Genomic DNA, 17,814 nt, shown 5'->3' with positions numbered 1-17,814 from the left:
CCAATTACTCCGCCGCCTGGGGTTCTGCCGCTGCAAAGGCCCGTGCCTCCTCGACGGCCTTCGCCTTGCGATACTCCTTGCGCCGTTCGAAAAACTGCCGCGCGGTGCCGACGATGCCGCGCGGCAGGAAGAGCGTGACGAGCACGAAGAGGCCGCCGAGCGCGAAGAGCCAGAATTCCGGGAAGGCGGCGGTGAAGACGCTTTTGCCGCCATTGACGAGGATGGCGCCGACGATCGGGCCGATCAGCGTGCCGCGCCCGCCGACCGCCGTCCAGATGACGACCTCGATGGAGTTGGCCGGCTCGAATTCGCCGGGATTGATGATGCCGACCTGCGGCACGTAGAGCGCGCCGGCGACGCCCGCCATCATGGCCGAGACCACGAAGGCGAAGAGCTTCATGTGCTCGACGCGGTAGCCGAGGAAGCGGGTGCGGCTTTCCGCGTCGCGCACGCCGACGAGGATCTTTCCGTATTTCGAGCGCACGATGCCCGACGTGACGACCAGCGAGAGGGCGAGCGCGATGGCGGAGGCGGCGAAGAGCGCCGAGCGCGTGCCGTTCGACTGGATGTTGAAGCCCAGAATGTCCTTGAAGTCGGTGAGGCCGTTATTGCCGCCGAAACCCATGTCGTTGCGGAAGAAGGCGAGCAGCAGGGCGAAGGTCATCGCCTGGGTGATGATCGAGAGATAGACGCCGTTGACGCGCGAGCGGAAGGCGAACCAGCCGAAGACGAAGGCGAGCAGGCCCGGCACCAGCACCGCCATCAGCGCGGCGAACCAGAACATGTCGAAGCCTTGCCAGAACCAGGGCAGTTCCTTCCAGTTGAGGAAGACCATGAAATCCGGCAGCAGCGGATTGCCGTAGGAGCCGCGCGCGCCGATCTGGCGCATCAGGTACATGCCCATGGCATAGCCGCCGAGCGCGAAGAAGGCGGCGTGTCCCAGCGAGAGGATGCCGCAGAATCCCCAGACGAGATCGAGCGCCAGCGCCAGCAGCGCATAGGTGAGGTATTTGCCGAACAGCGAGACGATATAGGTCGGCACATGCAGCGGGTGGTCCGGCGCGGTCAGGAGGTTGAGGGCCGGGACGAGGGCGGCGAGCGCCAGCAGGATCGCGACCGTGATGACGATGTTGCGCCCGAGGGCTTTTGCGAGAAACGAGGTGATCATGCTTCCACCGCCCTGCCTTTGAGTGCGAAGAGCCCGCGCGGCCGCTTCTGGATGAAGAGGATGATGAGCACGAGCACGAGGATTTTTCCCAGCACCGCGCCGGCATAGGGCTCCAGCACCTTGTTGAGGATGCCGAGCGTGAAGGCGCCGACCAGCGTGCCCCAGAGATTGCCGACGCCGCCGAACACCACGACCATGAAGCTGTCGATGATGTAGCCCTGGCCGAGATTGGGCGAGACATTGTCGATCTGCGAGAGCGCCACGCCGGCAATGCCGGCAATGCCCGACCCCAGGGCAAAGGTCAGCGCATCGACCCAGGGCGTGCGGATGCCCATGGACGAGGCCATGCGGCGGTTCTGCGTGACGGCGCGCATCTGCAGGCCCATGGGCGTCTTCTTCAGGAGGAAGAGCAGGAAGGCGAAGACGGCAAGCGAGAAGACGATGATCCACATGCGGTTCCAGGTGACCGTCAGGCCGCCGAGTTCGAAGGCGCCGGACATCCACGAGGGGTTGGCGACCTCCTGGTTGGTCGGGCCGAAGATCGAGCGCACCGCCTGTTGCAGGATGAGCGAGACGCCCCAGGTGGCGAGCAGCGTTTCGAGCGGCCTTCCATAGAGGAAGCGGATGATGCCGCGCTCCATGACGAGCCCGACCGCGCCGGTGACGAGGAAGGCGAGCGGCAGGGCGATGGCCAGCGACCATTCGAAGAGGCCGGGCCAGGCGGCGCGGATATAGGCCTGCACGACGAAGGTGGTGTAGGCGCCGAGCATGACCATCTCGCCATGCGCCATGTTGATGATGCCCATCACGCCGAAGGTGATGGCAAGGCCGATCGCCGCAAGCAGCAGCACGGAGCCGAGCGACAGGCCGTACCAGATGTTCTGCGCGCCGGCCCAGAGCGAAAGCTGGTCCTCGATCTGCCTGATGCCGGCCTCGATATCGGGGCGCAGGCTTTCATCCGCGGAGGCGAGCGCCCCGGAGAGCAGCGAGAGCGAATCCCGCCCGCCGGTCTGGACGACGGTCGCGACGGCGGCCTTCTTCTCCTCCACCGGGCGGTCGGACACCAGGATGGCGGCGGCGCGGGCCTTTTCGAGCACGGCCTTGACCGCGCCGTCGGTTTCCGCGGCAAGCGCGATCTCCAGGCCGTCGAGCGCATCGGCGGTCGGCGTGCGCAGGATCGTGCCGGCGGCCTGAAGGCGCACGTTCACGTCCGGGCTCATCAGCGTCAGCCCGCCGAGCGCGCCGCGGATGGTGCGGCGCAGGCCGTTGTTGACCTTGACCTTTTCCAGCCCCGCCTTGGCCTCCTCGCCGAGGTCGTCGCCCGTCAGCGCGTCGATCAGCCTGAAATTCGCGCCGGCCGGCCTGACGATGAAGACGATGCCGTCGGCCTTGCGCAGGTAGAGATCGCCCTCGGCGAGGGCTTCGAGGGCCGGGACGATCTTCGGGTCGCCGGTTTTCGCCAGCGCTTCGATCTGTTTCTGGTTCTGCTGGAAACTGCCGCCGCCGAGCGCGTTGACCATGCTGCGCAGGTCGTCTGCCGCCCGGAGGTCGGTCGCCATCAGGCAGAGGGCGACGAGCAGGCATTGCAGGAAACGATGGATGAGCCGCGTGTGCATTTCTGGCCCCCAAGGGCGGTGAGTGATGAGGCCATCCCGAGCGTCGGGATGGCGGTTGGTCGATAAGCCCCTCATCCGCCTGCCGGCACCTTCTCCCCGCAAGCGGGGAGAAGGGGATATGCCGTACCGCTTCCCCAACCGGCACCCGCTCGTTGGGCAAGTCCCCTCTCCCCGCTTGCGGGGAGAGGGTTAGGGTGAGGGGCAAACCAGCTCTCGTCGATCACGACCCCTTGCCGCCGCACTTGCCGGTGGCGACGTTGAAGTTGCCGCAGGACATCGGGGCGCGCCAATCGGCGATCAGGTCCTTGGAGTCGGCCAAAAAGTCCGACCACTCGTCGCCGACCACGAGGCCGGGGGTTTCCCACACGGTCTCGAACTGGCCGTCGGCCTGGATTTCGCCGATCAGCACCGGCTTGGTGATGTGGTGGTTCGGCATCATGGTGGAGTAGCCGCCCGAAAGGTTCGGCACCGAGACGCCGATCATCGCGTCGAGCACGGCGTCCGTATCGGTGGTGCCGGCCTTTTCGACGGCCTTCAGCCACATGTTGAAGCCGATGTAATGGGCTTCCATCGGGTCGTTGGTGACGCGCTTGTCGTTCTTGGTGAAGGCCTTCCACGTCTTGATGAACTCGGCGTTCGCCGGGTTGTCGACGGACTGGAAGTAGTTCCACGCTGCCAGATGGCCGACGAGCGGGCCGGTATCGAGGCCGGCAAGCTCTTCCTCGCCGACCGAGAAGGCGACGACCGGGATGTCTTCCGCCTTGACGCCCTGGTTGCCGAGTTCCTTGTAGAACGGCACGTTGGCATCGCCGTTGATGGTGGAGACGACGGCGGTCTTCTTGCCGGCCGAGCCGAACTTCTTGATGTCGGAGACGATCGTCTGCCAGTCCGAGTGACCGAACGGCGTGTAGTTGATCATGATGTCCTCGGGCTTCACGCCCTTGGAGATCAGGTAGGCTTCCAGAATCTTGTTGGTGGTGCGCGGATAGACGTAGTCGGTGCCGGCGAGCACCCAGCGCTCGACGCTTTCGTTCTCCATCAGGTAGTCGACGGCGGGGATCGCCTGCTGGTTCGGCGCGGCGCCCGTGTAGAAGACGTTGCGCTGGCTTTCCTCGCCCTCGTATTGCACGGGGTAGAAGAGGATCGAGTTCAGCTCCTCGAAGACCGGCAGCACGGACTTGCGCGATACCGAAGTCCAGCAGCCGAAGACGGCCGAGACCTTGTTGACCGAGACCAGCTCGCGCGCCTTTTCGGCGAAGAGCGGCCAGTCGGAGGCCGGGTCGACGACGACGGCTTCGAGCTGCTTGCCCAAGAGGCCGCCCTTCTTGTTCTGCTCCTCGATGAGCATCAGCATGGCGTCCTTGAGCGTCGTCTCGGAAATCGCCATGGTGCCGGAAAGCGAATGCAGGATGCCGACCTTGATCGTGTCGTCGGCCGCGAAGGCGCCGTGGAAGGCCGTGGTCGAGAGAATGGCTGCGAGCAATGCGCCGGTGGCGCGTGCCTTGATGGACATGGTCTGAACCCCTCTGTTCTTTTTTGACCGCAACGGGGTGGATGGGCCGTTGCTGGGCGAGAACTATCGGCCCGCCATGCTGCGCTGCACATACGTCATTCTACGTAGTTGCCGGGGGGAAGCGGGAATCGTTTGCGGCAACGCAGCAATTTCAGGGGCGCCGCATCTGTGTTACGAAGGGTCCTGGTGTGTTGAGGTTCACCACCCTCTCCTCCGTCATCCTCGGGCTTGACCCGAGGATCCACACGGCACCCGCGGCATGGATCCTCGGGTCAAGCCCGAGGATGACGGAGGGTGGGGGATGGGGGTGGGCCGTGCCTCGATGCACCCCGAAAGGGCCGGATGAACCGGCCCCAAGACAACACGAGGGAACAGCAGCAAAAGATGGCCGCACGCCAGCGCATCATCCCGATCCGCCGCGAATACAATCGCTGGGTCGCCAACCAGACGCTGGAAGACTACGCGCTGCGCTTCACCGCCAAGAGCGCGCGGCGGTTCTCATCCGACCGCATCTCGCAGACCGCCATCGGCGCCATCTCCTTCCTCGCGCTGGAGGCGATCGGCGGCGCCATCACCATGTCCTACGGCACGACGAACGCCATCGTCGCCATCCTCGTGGCGAGCCTGATGATCCTCGTCGTCGGCCTGCCGATCAGCCGCTACGCCATCCGCCACGGCGTCGATATCGATCTCCTCAGCCGCGGCGCGAGCTTCGGTTATATCGGCTCGACGCTGACCTCGCTGGTCTATGCCAGCTTCACCTTCATCCTCTTCGCCATCGAGGCATCGATCATGTCCGGTGCGCTGGAGCTGGCGCTCGGCGTCCCGCTCTGGATCGGCTACATCATCTCGTCCGTCGTGGTGATCCCGCTGGTCACGCACGGCGTACAGCTCATCTCGCGCTTCCAGCTCCTCACCCAGCCGTTCTGGATCGTGCTCAACATCCTGCCCTTCGTCTTCATCGCCTTCGCGGACTGGGAAAAGGTCGGCGAATGGCTCGCCTATTCAGGCCTCCACCACCCCTCCGGTCCGCCCGGCACCTATGCGCCCTTCAACCTCGTGGAGTTCGGCGCGGCCTCGGCCGTCATCTTCGCCCTGATGGCGCAGATCGGCGAGCAAGTCGATTTTTTGCGCTTCCTGCCTCCGAACGGGCAGCGCAAGCTACACCACCGCATCGCCGTCTTCCTCGCCGGCTCCGGCTGGGTCATCGTCGGCGCACCGAAGCTGATCGCGGGTTCCTTCCTTGTCGTGCTGGCGCTGTCGACCGGCGTGCCCTCCACGCGGGCGGCGGATCCCGCGCAGATGTACTACACTGCCTTCGGCTACATGCTGCCCTGGGACATGGCGGCCCTTCTGCTGATGGTCGCCTTCGTCGTGGTCTCGCAGCTCAAGATCAACGTGATGAACGCCTATGCGGGCTCGCTCGCCTGGTCGAATTTCTTCTCGCGCCTGACGCACAGCCATCCCGGCCGCGTCGTCTGGCTGGTGTTCAACGTGGCGATCGCGCTGCTTTTGATGGAGCTTGGCATCTACCGGCTGCTGGAGGAAACGCTCGGCGTCTTCTCCATCGTCGCCATGGCCTGGCTCTGCACCATCTCGGCGGACCTCTTCGTCAACAAGCCGCTCGGCCTCTCGCCGCCCGGCATCGAGTTCAAGCGCGCCCATCTCTACGACATCAACCCGGTCGGCCTCGGCGCCATGACGCTGTCGGCCATCATCGCGCTGACCGCCCATTTCGGCACCTTCGGCGAAATCCCGGCCTCGCTTGCGCCCTATATCGCCGCCATCGTCGCCTTCCTCGCCTCTCCGCTGATCGCCTGGGCAACACGCGGCAAATACTACCTCGCGCGAAAACCGCGGAAGAGCTGGGCGCTCCAGCACTCCATCACCTGCTCGATCTGCGAGCACCCGTTCGAGCCCGAGGACATGGCCTGGTGCCCGGCCTATGCCGCACCGATCTGCTCGCTCTGCTGTTCGCTCGACAGCCGCTGCCACGACCTCTGCAAGCCGAAGGCGCGCTTCAACGCGCAGTTGGCGGGCGTCGCGAAGGCCATCCTGCCGGAGCCGGTGACATCGGCGCTCGCCACCCGCCTCGGCCGCTACGGTATCGCCACCGTGCTCTCCATCACGGGCATGGGCATCATCCTTGCCATGATCGCCCATCAGGTCGGCACCCATTCGCCGGAAACGGCGTCGGTGGTGGAGCGCACCATCTCCGTGGTGTTCTTCGTCTTCGCCGTGGTGGCGGGCGTCGTCTGCTGGTTCTACGTGCTGGCGCATGACAGCCGGGTCGTGGCGGAGGAAGAGTCCTCCCGCCAGACCACGCTGCTCCTCAAGGAAATCGCCGCGCACAAGAAGACCGACGCCGCGCTCCAGCAGGCAAAGGAAACGGCGGAGGCCGCCAACCGCGCCAAGAGCCGCTATGTCGTCGGCCTCAGCCACGAGCTGCGCACGCCGCTCAACGCCGTGCTCGGCTATGCACAGGTGCTGGAGCGCGACGAGAGCATCCCGCCGCAGCGGCAGGGCGCGATCCGCGTCATCAAGCGCAGTGCCGACCATCTTTCCGGCCTCATCGACGGGCTGCTCGACATTTCCAAGATCGAGGCGGGCAAGCTGCAGGTCTATTCCAACGAGATCCATATCCACGATTTCCTCGACCAGATCGTGCAAATGTTCCGCCCGCAGGCGCAGGCGAAGGGCGTCGCCTTCGAACACACGCGTCCCGCGAACCTGCCACACTACGTGCGCACCGACGAAAAGCGCCTGCGCCAGATTCTCGTGAACCTCATTTCCAATGCGCTGAAATTCACCGATCACGGCACCATCCGCCTCGATGTCGCCTATCGCAGCCAGGTCGCGACCTTCACGGTCACGGACAGCGGCCGCGGCATTCTGGAAAAGGATCTTCCACGCATCTTCGAGCCCTTCCAGCGCGGCGATGCCGAGCATGGCCGCATGCCGGGGCTCGGCCTCGGCCTCACGATTACGCGGCTCTTGACCCAAACGCTCGGCGGCGAAATCGCCGTGACGAGCGAGCGCGACAAGGGCACCGAGTTCCGCGTGCGCCTGATGCTGTCCGCCGTCGACAGGCCGACGACCCCGAAGGACGCCGTGCGGCGCATCAAGGGCTATGTCGGCCGCCGCCGCACCGTGCTCGTCGTCGACGACAATGCCGACCACCGCCGGCTCATGGAAGAGGTGCTGCGCCCGCTCGACTTCACCGTGCTGACGGCGCGCGACGGCGCGGATTGCCTGACGCTGGTCGAGGGCCTGAAGCCGGACCTGTTCCTCATCGATATCTCCATGCCCGGCATGAACGGTTGGGAGCTGGTCGCACGCCTGCGCGCGCTCGGCCAGCCCGGCCCGATCATCATGCTTTCGGCCAATATCGGCGACGGCTCGGTGGCATCGGCCCATACCGGCCACAACGACACGCTGGCAAAACCGTTCGACCTGCGCCAGCTCACCGACAAGCTCGCGCTGCAGATGGGCCTAGAATGGATCTATCACGACGCGGCGGAGCCGGACGCGCCGGCAGAGGCCAGCATCGTCATACCCGCGGAAAACCATGTTCAGGAGCTGATCCGCCTCGGCGAGATCGGCTATGTGCGCGGCATCGAGGCAAAGCTCTCGGAAATCGCCCGCACGCCCGAACACCAGCCCTTTGCCGAGGCCGTGCGCGCCTATGTCCAGGTCTTCGACCTCGCCGGCTATGACGCCTTTCTGAAAAATCATGGACCGACAGGAAAGCGCTGCCCGTGACCGAGACAGCCAGCCCGCGCGACATCGTGCTTATCGTCGACGATTCCCCCGAAGCGCTCGGCTTCCTGACGGAAGCGCTGGAGCAATCCGGCTTTTCCGTGCTGATCGCGACCTCGGGCGCCTCGGCGCTCAACATCGTCGATCGCATCACGCCCGATATCATCCTGCTCGATGCCGTCATGCCCGGCCTGGATGGTTTCGAGACCTGCCAGAAGCTCAAGGCAAATCCCGCGAGCAACCCCGTTCCCGTCGTCTTCATGACGGGCCTCACCGAGACCGAGCATGTCGTGCGCGCGCTGGAAGCCGGCGGCGTCGACTATCTCACCAAGCCGATCAATATCGACGAACTGCGCGCCCGTATCCGCGTGCATCTCACCAACGCCCGTTCCGCGCAAAGTGCCCGCGTGGCGCTCGACGCGGCTGGACGGCACCTGCTTGCCGTCAGCGACGGCGGAACGATCCGCTGGTCGACGCCGCAAGCAACCCGCCTCGTCAATGCCGCAACGGGCAACGACGACGGGCTTGATACGATCTCGGAGCATATCCGGGACTGGATGAAGACGCGCACAGCAGCGCGCGAGAACACCTTCACCATCACGCAGGCCGGGCAGGCAAGCCTACAGCTCTCCTTCCTCGGCACGATCGGCGCGGACGAATATCTCTTCCGCCTCACCGCCGTGAACCGGCTGTCCGACGACGAGATCCTGCGCCAGCATTTTCTCCTCACCCAGCGCGAGTCCGAGGTACTGCTGTGGATCTCCAAGGGCAAATCGAACCGCGACATCGGCGACATCCTCGGCCTCAGCGCCCGAACGGTGACGAAGCATCTCGAGCAGATCTATATCAAGCTCGGCGTCGAGAACCGCGCCTCCGCGGCAGTGAAGGCTGCCCATGTCTTGCACGAAGCCTAGGTTCAATCGGCAATCCAGAGCAGGAAACCTTCGATCTACTGGACCTTCGATGGGATTTTCGCGAAGGCATGATCTGACATCCTGGCGGAACCGCAGATAGGAGGGCTTTTGAGGCGCTACATCAGCGGCAGCGCCAGGATTGCGTGTTCATCGCCCCTTGCCGCGACAACCTGAACGCTGCCTCTCTCCACCGGCAAGGCAGCCGCGGGATGGCCCGTATGGTCGAAGAGGCATGTCAACCGGACCAGCCCATAGGTGAAATCCCGTTCCTTTCCGCCGATCTTCAGTCTTTGAGCGGCTTTCGGTGCCCTGGCAATCGCGGTCGTGGGGCTCAGGATCAGGGTGCCCTCCTCAAGGATCGCATCGACCGCCGACCGCATCTGCTGGCGGTCGCGGCAAGCGTCCAGATAGGCCGGCATGGCGATCGATTCCCCATGAGCGATGGCTCCCTGCCCCTCTCTCGGCAATTCGGCACCGGACGCGACGAAACTGCGGTAGAACGCAGCCGTCTCAACGCAGAAGATCGTGCTGTGAACGCCGCTCACCCGGTCGAGGGCAGGCAAGCGGGCTTCAGACAGCGTGAGACCAGCACGCTCCAGCCTTCCAAGCGCCCCTGCAAAAGCGGCCTGCACTTCTCCATCGCATTCCGCGATCCAATCCGGATCGAAGACGACACGTCTTGCTGCGGAGCGAGGCTGTCCGGGCGGAACGAGCGCGTTGTTGACCAGCGCCAGGTCTTCGCGCGTGCGCGCCATGGGGCCGACATGATCGAGCGAGGGAACGAGGGGCCAGACGCCCGCCAGAGACCACTGTCCGAAGCTCGGTTTCAGCCCCGCAACTCCACATAGCGCCGCGGGGATGCGGATCGAGCCACCGGTATCGGTGCCGATCGCCGCATGGCAGAGCCCGGCCGCCAGCGCCGCACCGGAACCGCCCGACGAGCCGCCGACGGAAAGCGTGGCGTCCGCCGGATGCGTCACTTCGGCGGTCCGCACCCCGAAGGCGCCGGGGTCGCTGACCGTCGTGCCGACGATCGTCGCACCCAGCGCGCGCAGCCGCGCGGTGATCCAGCCATCTTCCGTCGCCCTTCGATCCCGCAGGAAGCGCATGCCGGCGCTTGCATGCGCCGGCACCGTATCGATGTTTTCCTTCACGGCCACGCAGAGCCCGGCGAGCGGGCCGGGATCGCGGCCTGCCGCCCGGGTGGCATCGGCGGCGCGGGCTTCGGCGAGCGCCGTGGCCTCCAGGACCTCGCGATAGGCGTTGAGCCGGGGATTCTCCCGGACGATGCCCGCCAGCATCGCCCGGGTGATCTCCTCGGCACTCGCCGCGCCGGAGAGAAAGGCGGCGCGGGCGGCCTTCGCCGAGGTGAGGATGCCGTTCAGAGGGTGCATCCGGGCACGTCCGGGTCGATCTGGCCGAAATTCTCGACGGTTTCCCAATGGCCGTCCGGTGTGCCGCGGGCAAGAATGGAGTTGGCACGCAGGCAGTTGTTTGCGGCGAAGTTCACGTTGCCCTGCGGCGCCTCGAACTCGACCTCGCGCAGCGCCTTGATGACCGCGTCGCTGTCGGTCGATCCAGCCTTCTCCACGGCGGCGGCATAGAGATAGACGCCGTCATAGGCTGCCTCGCCAATGGCATTGATCGGTTTATCGGCGCCGTATTTCCTGGCGAAGGCTTCCGTGAAGACCTTGTTGCGCGGCGTGTCCAGCTTCATGAAATAGGCCTGGTTGGAAAGCGTGCCGGCCGTCAGCTCCGGATGGGCGAAGGAGAACAGCTCGTCGAGCGCATTCGAGAAAAGCTGCTGCTTGAAGCCGAAGGACTGGTACTGCTTCAGCGCCGTGATGACATCGGCCCCTGCCACCATCATCCAGATGAAATCGGGATTGGCCGCCCGCGCGCGGTCGAAGATCGGCGCGAAGTCCTGCGTGCCGAACGGAGCGAATTCTGCGCCGAGCAGCTTGCCGCCGAGCTTTTCGATCTCCGTCCTAATGACTTCCGTCGAATTGCGCGGCCAGATGTAATCGGAGCCGATGACATAGACCGTCTTGCCGGTGTTCTTCGTCAGCCAGCCAAGCGACGGCACGATCTGCTGGTTGGGCACCTGGCCGGTCGAGAAGAAGCTCTTCTCGCAGACCCCGCCCTCGTAATAGGTCGAGTACATCAGGATATGGTTCGCCGGGCTGGTGACGGAACGGGCGGCGACATGCTCCAGGGATGCGATCATGCCCATGGTCGCGACGACTTCATCCTCGAACACCAGCTTGCGCGCCTTTTCGATGGCGCCGCGCGTGGTGGTCTGGTCGTCCTCCACGACATATTCGATCTTGCGGCCACCGATGCCGTTGGCGGCGTTCAGTTCCTCGACGGCCAGCTCGAAGCAGTGGAGCTGCGTTTCTCCGAGAATGGTCTCAAGGCCGGTGAGGCCCGACAGGAAGCCGAGCTTGATCGTGTCGGCGGCGCGCAGGATGGACGGCGCGCCGAGCGCCGAGACGGCGGCGATGCCGGCAAGGCCCTGGAGCGTGCGGCGGCGGGTGATAAGCGTCATTTCAGTTCCCCTTTTGGTTCGCCTTGATGCAATCCCGGCCATCCGGGCGTCTTCAGATGGCCAGGTATCGGTGAAGCGTCTCCTCTTCGAGAGTCCGAGGCGTGCTTTCGTGGACGATGCGTCCCTTCTCCATGAACAGCACCCGGTCGGCCGCCGAGAGGCCGAGGTCGAGGTTCTGCTCGACCAGGAGCACGCCGAGGCCCTTTTCAGCCGCGAGCCTGCGCAGGATGTCGCCGATCATCTGCACGATATTCGGCTGGATGCCTTCGGACGGTTCGTCCAGCAGCAGGAAATCGGGGGCCGAAGCGAGCGCCCGGCCGAGCGCCAACTGCTGCTGCTGGCCGCCCGAGAGCGTGCCGCCTAGCTGGTTGCGGCGTTCGGCGAGGATCGGGAACATCTCGAAGATCTCGGCGGGAACCGTCGTGCTGCCATCGCGGCGGGCGCGCGTGCCCATCGTCAGGTTTTCCAGCACGGAAAGCTTGTGGAAGATGCCTCGGCCCTGCGGCACATAGGCCAGGCCCGAGCGGGCGATCCTTTCCGGCGCGAGGCCGGCGACCGCCTTGCCGTTCAGCGCAACCTGTCCGCCCCACGGCCGGTTGAGGCCGATCAGCGCCTTCATCAGCGTCGTCTTGCCGACGCCGTTGCGGCCGAGGATCGACACGACCTCGCCCTTTCGAACCGACAGGGTGACGCCCTGCAGGACTTCCGTGCTGCCGTAACCTGCGCGCAGATCGTTCACATCCAGCATCACGCCCGCCCCAGATAGATGTCGCGCACCATCGGGTCGCGCTCGATTGAGGCGAAATCGCCTTCCGCGACGAGCCGGCCCTGATGCATCACCACAGTGCGGGCGGAGAGCGCGCGCACGAAATGCATGTCATGGTCGATCACCACCACCGTGCATGCACCGCGCAGCGACAGGAGGAGTTCGGCCACGGCCTGGGTTTCTTCCGGCGACAGGCCCGCCGTCGGCTCGTCGAGCAGAAGGAGGCGCGGCTTGCGGATCAGCCCCATGGCGATTTCCAGCCATTGCTTCTTTCCGTGGGCCAGCACATCGGCGCGGGTATCGCGTTCACCGGAAAGCCCGGTAAGCGCCATCACTTCTTCCGTGTCGCCGCCGCCTGCCACCGCGAGGTTTTCCGCGACCGTCAACGAACCGAAAACCGAGGGGACCTGGAACTTGCGGGCTATGCCGGCGCGGGCGATCGCATGGCGCGAGAGGCCGTTGATCGGCTTGCCGTCGAAGAGGATGCGGCCGGAACTCGGCGCGATCGCACCGCAGATCATGTTGAGCAGCGTGGACTTGCCGGCGCCGTTCGGCCCGATCACGCAGGAGACGCCCCCCGCCGCAAAGGTCACGCTGACATCCTCGACCGCGACCAGCCCGCCGAAGCGGCGGCCGAGGCCTTCCGTGCGCAGGTCGCCGCCGCCCGTCATGCCGTCCTCCCTTCCTTCATGCCTTTCCCGCGCGCCCAGAGTTTCTGGGCGGCGGCCGGCAGGCCATCGGGAAAGAAGAACACCATCGCGAGGAAGAAGGCGCCGATGAACAGCGGCCAGGCCGAGGCGCTGAGGGTGGAAACCTCCTGCTGCAACCGCCAGACGATCATCGTGCCGACGACCGCGCCGATGAGCGAGCCGCGCCCGCCGACCGCCACCCACATGATGACCTCGGTCGAAAGCAGAAGCGCAATCATGTCCGGTGCGACGAAACCCGTTCCGGTGACGTAGAGTGCCCCGGCAAGCCCGGCGATCAGGCCCGAAAGCACGAAGACGGCGAGCAGATGCAGCGGCGTGTTGTAACCGAGCGTCTGCGCCTTGCGTTCATCGTCTTCGATGGCGCGAAGGACGAGGCCCCGCTGGCCGCGAAGGCCAGCCCAGAGTGCCAGCACGACGGCGAACAGCAGGCCCACCACGACATAGTAGAAGAGCTTGCCGGTGATCGGGATGCCGAGAGTGAGCGGCGGAACGCCGATCAGGCCCGCATCACCGCCGGTGACGGAAGACCAGCCGATGGCGATCTGCTGGGCAATCAGGGTCAGGGCGAGAGTGACGATGGTGAAATAGGCGCCGCGCACGCCGCCGAAGATGACGAAGTAGCCGACAGCCAGCGCGATCACGCCGGCAAGGCCGACGCCGAAGGCAAGCCCCGCAAGGCTACTCCAGGCAGCGCCCGGCGCCAGATGGATCGTCATCACCGCCATGCCATAGGCTCCCGCACCGAAGAAGGTGGCGTGGCCGAAGGAAAGGATGCCGGTGCGGCCCCAGAAGAGATCGAGCGAGACGGCGAAGAGCGCGAAAAGCAGGATGTCGCGCAGGCCCGAAATGCCGGAGAAGGAGCCGAAGGCCGGATAGAGGGTGAGCGCCATCATGATGGCGAGGGTGATGAAAAGCCAGGTCTTGTCCCGCTGCGTCATGCCGGCACCAGCCCCTGCGGGCGGAACCGCACGATGACCACCGCGAGGATCAACACGCTGGCCTGCGCCACGGTGATCGGCACGGTGGTGGAGAGCAGCGACTCCAGCCCGCCCACGAAAGCGGATCCAGCGATCACCCCGGGAATGGAGCCTGCGCCGCCGACCAGCACGACGAAGAAGGACCGGGCCAGATAGTTGACGCCCATCAGCGCCGTCACGGCGACGAGCGGGGCGATGAGAACACCGGCAAGGGCGGCGAGCGCCGCACCGCTGGCAAAGGCCCGGCGATAGACCCTTTCGGCATTCACGCCGAGTGCCCGCGCCATGCCCGCATTCTGGATCACCGCCCGGACATCGAGCCCGAACGGCGACTTGCGGAAAACCAGAACGCAGGCCGCCATGACGGCGAAGGCGAAGACGATCAGGAAGAGCCGGTAAGCCGGATAGGTGATGCCGAACACCTGGACGGAAGCCTCGAACGGCGCCGTCACCGGCCGCGGTGCGGCGCCATAGGTCAGGATGATCGCCTGCTGCAGGATGAGGCTGAGGCCCCAGGTGGCGAGAATGGTGGAAATGGGCCTGTCGTAGAGGCGCCGGATCACCGCTATCTCAAGCACCGTGCCGAGAAGATAGCCGACGACCGGCGCGACGACGAGCGCCAGCCAGAACGAGCCGCCCGCCGCCTGCACCGTGAACAGCGTATAGGCGCCGATGGTCACGAACTCGCCGTGGCTGAGATTGATGATGCCCATCAGGCCGTAGATGATGGCAAGGCCCAGCGCGACGAGCATCAGGATGCTCATCAGCGTCAGCGCGTTGAGGCAAAGGGAGACGATGTCCGGCATCACGGCCCTCCCAACAGGCTGGTGGCCGCCTCGGCGGCGTCGAGCACGAAGCCGTCCGCGCCGCGTGGGCCGACGATCTGAAGGCCGACCGGCAGTCCTTCCGCCAATCCGCAGAACAGGGTGCAGGCCGGTTGCTGCGACAGGTTGATCGGATAGCTGAAACCCGCCCACTCGGTCCAGCGCGACAGGCCGGAGCCTTCGGGGACCTCCCGTCCGGCCGCAAAGGGCAGGCAGGCGGTGGCCGGGGACAGCAAAAGATCGTAGTCGGCAAGCAGCTGGTCCATCGCTGCGCCGAAGCGGGCGCGCGCCTGCTGGGCGGAGATGTAGCCGCGCAGACTGAACCGGTTCCCCTCCGCCGCAGCCTCGACGAAACCGGGATCCAGGTCTCTTCGCGCCTCTTGAGGAATCTGGGCAAGACGGCTTGCAGCGCCCGTCATCCAATGCGCATGGAACATTTCATGCAGGCCTTCGCCCGGCAGCCGAATGGGCTCGACGGTGGCGCCGGCAGCTTCGATTTGCCGGACGGCATCCGAAATCACCCGCTTGATCGCAAGACTGAGCGTACCCGTCGGCGGCGTCATCCAGAGGCCGACTTTCCGCCCCTTCCAATCGAAAGGCCGAGGGTCGGGCGAAGGCATCGCGCCCCAAGGCTGGCTCCAGTCCCGGAGGCTTCGCCCGCCCATGGCAGACAGCATCGCGCGCGCGTCTGCAGGGCTGCGCGTCATGGGGCCGATGTGAGCGACCGTACCGAAGGCGCTTGGTGGATCCGCGGGCACGCGGCCAAAGGTCGGCTTCAGGCCGAAGGTACCGGTGAAGGCCGCGGGCACCCGGATCGATCCGCCGCCATCCGTGCCGAGATGGAGAACACCCGCGCCCGTGGCGGAGGCAACGGCCGCACCGCCGGATGAGCCGCCAGGCGTGCATTCGGGATTCCACGGATTGCGCGTGATGCCGAAGGCCGGGCTGTCGGTCACGGCCTTCCAACCGAATTCCGGCGTCGTGGTCTGGCCGATGAAGACGGCGCCGGCCGCCCGCAAGCCGGCAACGGACGGCGCATCCTGAAGCATCGGCGTGGCATCCGTCGCCCGGCTGCCATAGCGCACCGTCCACCCCTCGACATGGACGATATCCTTGAGTGTCGTCGGCACGCCGTCGATGGCCGAGAGCGCCGCATCCGCCCGCCAGCGGGCCTCGGCGGCGCGCGCGGCTGCCAGAGCGCCGGCGTGATCGATGAAGGTGAAGGCATTGAACCGCTGCTGAACGTCCTCGGCCCGGGCAAGAGCCGCCTGGACGACCTCCACCGGTGAGAGCGCGCCGGACCCGAAGGCTGCGTTCAGGGCAGCCACGTCCATGCGGCAGAGGTCCGGAGCGTCGGAAATTGGCGAGACGGACTGGCGGCTGTTCAACGGCGTCTTCCCCTCCTGAAAACCCAGTGAAGACAGCATGGCCGAAACATTGAATTCTATAAAATGCAAAATATGATGCTACTTGCTACATGGAATAGAACAATGAACCTTACCCTTCGCCAGCTTCGTTATCTCGTGCTCATTGCCGAGACCGGCTCCATATCGGCTGCGGCGCGCACTTGCCGGATCGCACAGTCCTCGATCCTGGCCGCCATGGGCCAGGCGGAGGGCGAGATGGGCTCGCGGCTGTTCGACCGCCGGCCGAGCAAGGGCGTCACGCTCACGCCGGCCGGCGAACGCTTCATCGCCTCTGCCCGCCGCCTGCTCGCCGCCGAAGCGGAATTCGAACGCACGATGGACAGGTTCACCTCGGGGATGCCGCCGGTCCTGAAAATCGGTTGCTTCGAGCCCTTCGGCGCGCTGTTCATGCCGGAACTCCTGCACCGGTTCGTCGCGGGAACCGGCACCGAGATCCAGCTCTTCGAAGGCGAACAGCCGCAGCTCCTGACATGGCTCGAATCGAACCTGGTCGATGTGATCGTGGCCTATGACATCGGTCCCGGCCTTCCCTCGGATGCGGTCACCCTCGCGCGTGTGCCGGCACATGCCTTGCTCCATGCCGACGATCCCCTCGCCCGGAAAGAATGCCTCAGCCTTGCCGAGCTGGTGACGCGCCCCCTGGTCCTGCTCGATCTGCCGCAGACCTCGGGATATCTGGTGACGCTCTTCGATCTTGCAGGTCAAAGGCCCCAGATCTCGTTTCGCACGCGCGGCTACGACACGGTGCGCGCCGCCGTCGCCGCCGGCTTCGGCATGTCGATCCTCAACATGCGCCCCATCGGGCTCGGAAGCCCCGACAGCGATCGCCTCGTGCGCCGCCCGCTGATCGAAATCCTGCCCACGCCGCGTCTGATGGTCGCCGATCGCTACGGAAACGCAAAACCCGCCTTCCTGCGCAACTTCATCGAACTGGCACGCGCCTTCTTCACGGAGATCGGGCCGGAACGCTACGCCGTTGCCTTGCCGGAACGATATCCCAGCCTTGGCGCAACGTGACTTGGAGGGTTTGTCCGACAGGGGCACGCAGCCCGGCAGGTCATCCACGAGGCTGCCCTCGTGGATCGCGTCTCCGCTGAACAATATCCCCGTCTTTTCATCGAAAAGGCCGATGGATTGCGGGGAATAGGAGTGCCGGTGAGACCGCGTAGGCTTCCGGCGTCACGCCCGCGGGCGGAACCTGCGCGAGGGAATCCGGTTGCCTGCGGGAATAATGGGCAGCGTGTCGATGTCGGACATGCGCGCGGAGGCGGCCGCCTCGTGCAGCCGTTGCAGCTCAGCGTGGCCGCTCCACACAACTGTTATTGCATCTGCGCTGAATCGATGCGGGAACACAGGCCAACCGGGTCCCATCCTCGCCAGTGCGATCCTGAGTCACAAGGCGCGGCGGCAGGAGGCTGGATGCCGATGCCCTCGGCAAATCCAGCCACGCCTCCGCACCCTCACCTGGGAAGACGACGACGCCCAGCAGTCTCTGCTTCAGGCCGCCATGGCCTTCCTGAGGTTCTCGTCGATCTTGTCGAGGAAGCCGGTGGTGGAGAGCCACGGCTGGTCGGGACCGATGAGGAGCGCGA

13 protein-coding genes are annotated in these 17,814 nt (G+C 65.6%); 3 read left to right on the top strand and 10 right to left on the bottom strand.

The window, feature by feature from the left end; all coding sequences use genetic code 11:
• Window positions 1–4: 4 nt before the first annotated feature.
• The 3 genes from urtC to urtA all read right to left on the bottom strand — a co-directional run bounded on the left by urtC (window position 5) and on the right by urtA (window position 4,297).
• A complete protein-coding gene (urtC, locus tag EV665_RS28765; protein WP_133036770.1) occupies window positions 5–1,168 on the bottom strand; it encodes an urea ABC transporter permease subunit UrtC in 1,164 nt (387 codons plus the stop codon).
• Window positions 1,165–2,784 (bottom strand): urea ABC transporter permease subunit UrtB, encoded by a 1,620-nt coding sequence (urtB, locus tag EV665_RS28760; RefSeq protein WP_133036769.1) that lies wholly within the window; start codon window positions 2,782–2,784, stop codon window positions 1,165–1,167. Before urtB ends, urtC begins: the two co-directional genes overlap by 4 nt.
• A 220-nt stretch (window positions 2,785–3,004) precedes the next feature.
• Window positions 3,005–4,297: an urea ABC transporter substrate-binding protein gene (gene urtA / locus EV665_RS28755; RefSeq protein WP_133036768.1), complete on the bottom strand. Its 1,293-nt coding sequence runs from the start codon at window positions 4,295–4,297 to the stop codon at window positions 3,005–3,007.
• A 384-nt stretch (window positions 4,298–4,681) separates the two neighbouring features.
• Here urtA and EV665_RS28750 point away from each other — a divergent pair, with 384 nt between their 5' ends.
• Both EV665_RS28750 and EV665_RS28745 read left to right on the top strand, forming a co-directional pair.
• A complete protein-coding gene (locus tag EV665_RS28750) occupies window positions 4,682–8,059 on the top strand; it encodes a hybrid sensor histidine kinase/response regulator (RefSeq protein ID WP_133036767.1) in 3,378 nt (1,125 codons plus the stop codon).
• Complete coding sequence (locus EV665_RS28745; protein ID WP_064334142.1) at window positions 8,056–8,970, top strand: response regulator; 915 nt, start codon at window positions 8,056–8,058, stop codon at window positions 8,968–8,970. Before EV665_RS28750 ends, EV665_RS28745 begins: the two co-directional genes overlap by 4 nt.
• Window positions 8,971–9,086: 116 nt before the next feature.
• Here EV665_RS28745 and EV665_RS28740 read toward each other — a convergent pair whose 3' ends face one another.
• From EV665_RS28740 to EV665_RS28710, 7 genes are read right to left on the bottom strand one after another with little or no spacing between them, the layout of a single operon-like run.
• Window positions 9,087–10,364 (bottom strand): amidase, encoded by a 1,278-nt coding sequence (locus EV665_RS28740; protein WP_133036765.1) that lies wholly within the window; start codon window positions 10,362–10,364, stop codon window positions 9,087–9,089.
• A complete protein-coding gene (locus tag EV665_RS28735) occupies window positions 10,352–11,518 on the bottom strand; it encodes a substrate-binding protein (RefSeq protein WP_064334144.1) in 1,167 nt (388 codons plus the stop codon). Before EV665_RS28735 ends, EV665_RS28740 begins: the two co-directional genes overlap by 13 nt.
• Window positions 11,519–11,570: 52 nt before the next feature.
• A complete protein-coding gene (urtE, locus tag EV665_RS28730; RefSeq protein ID WP_133036764.1) occupies window positions 11,571–12,266 on the bottom strand; it encodes an urea ABC transporter ATP-binding subunit UrtE in 696 nt (231 codons plus the stop codon).
• Complete coding sequence (locus EV665_RS28725; protein ID WP_133036763.1) at window positions 12,266–12,955, bottom strand: ATP-binding cassette domain-containing protein; 690 nt, start codon at window positions 12,953–12,955, stop codon at window positions 12,266–12,268. Before EV665_RS28725 ends, urtE begins: the two co-directional genes overlap by 1 nt.
• Window positions 12,952–13,932, bottom strand: coding sequence for a branched-chain amino acid ABC transporter permease (locus EV665_RS28720; RefSeq protein WP_133036762.1), 981 nt, complete (start codon window positions 13,930–13,932; stop codon window positions 12,952–12,954). The genes EV665_RS28725 and EV665_RS28720 overlap by 4 nt, the downstream gene beginning before the upstream one ends.
• Window positions 13,929–14,777: a branched-chain amino acid ABC transporter permease gene (locus tag EV665_RS28715; protein WP_133036761.1), complete on the bottom strand. Its 849-nt coding sequence runs from the start codon at window positions 14,775–14,777 to the stop codon at window positions 13,929–13,931. Before EV665_RS28715 ends, EV665_RS28720 begins: the two co-directional genes overlap by 4 nt.
• Window positions 14,777–16,129 (bottom strand): amidase, encoded by a 1,353-nt coding sequence (locus EV665_RS28710; RefSeq protein WP_245507866.1) that lies wholly within the window; start codon window positions 16,127–16,129, stop codon window positions 14,777–14,779. The genes EV665_RS28715 and EV665_RS28710 overlap by 1 nt, the downstream gene beginning before the upstream one ends.
• A gap of 156 nt (window positions 16,130–16,285) precedes the next feature.
• Here EV665_RS28710 and EV665_RS28705 point away from each other — a divergent pair, with 156 nt between their 5' ends.
• Window positions 16,286–17,239 (top strand): LysR family transcriptional regulator, encoded by a 954-nt coding sequence (locus EV665_RS28705; RefSeq protein ID WP_064334149.1) that lies wholly within the window; start codon window positions 16,286–16,288, stop codon window positions 17,237–17,239.
• Window positions 17,240–17,814: the final 575 nt, after the last annotated feature.

The sequence above is a fragment of the Shinella granuli genome (assembly GCF_004341885.1).
GTDB lineage: Bacteria > Pseudomonadota > Alphaproteobacteria > Rhizobiales > Rhizobiaceae > Shinella > Shinella granuli.
This window is presented reverse-complemented; position numbering and strand designations above follow the sequence as displayed.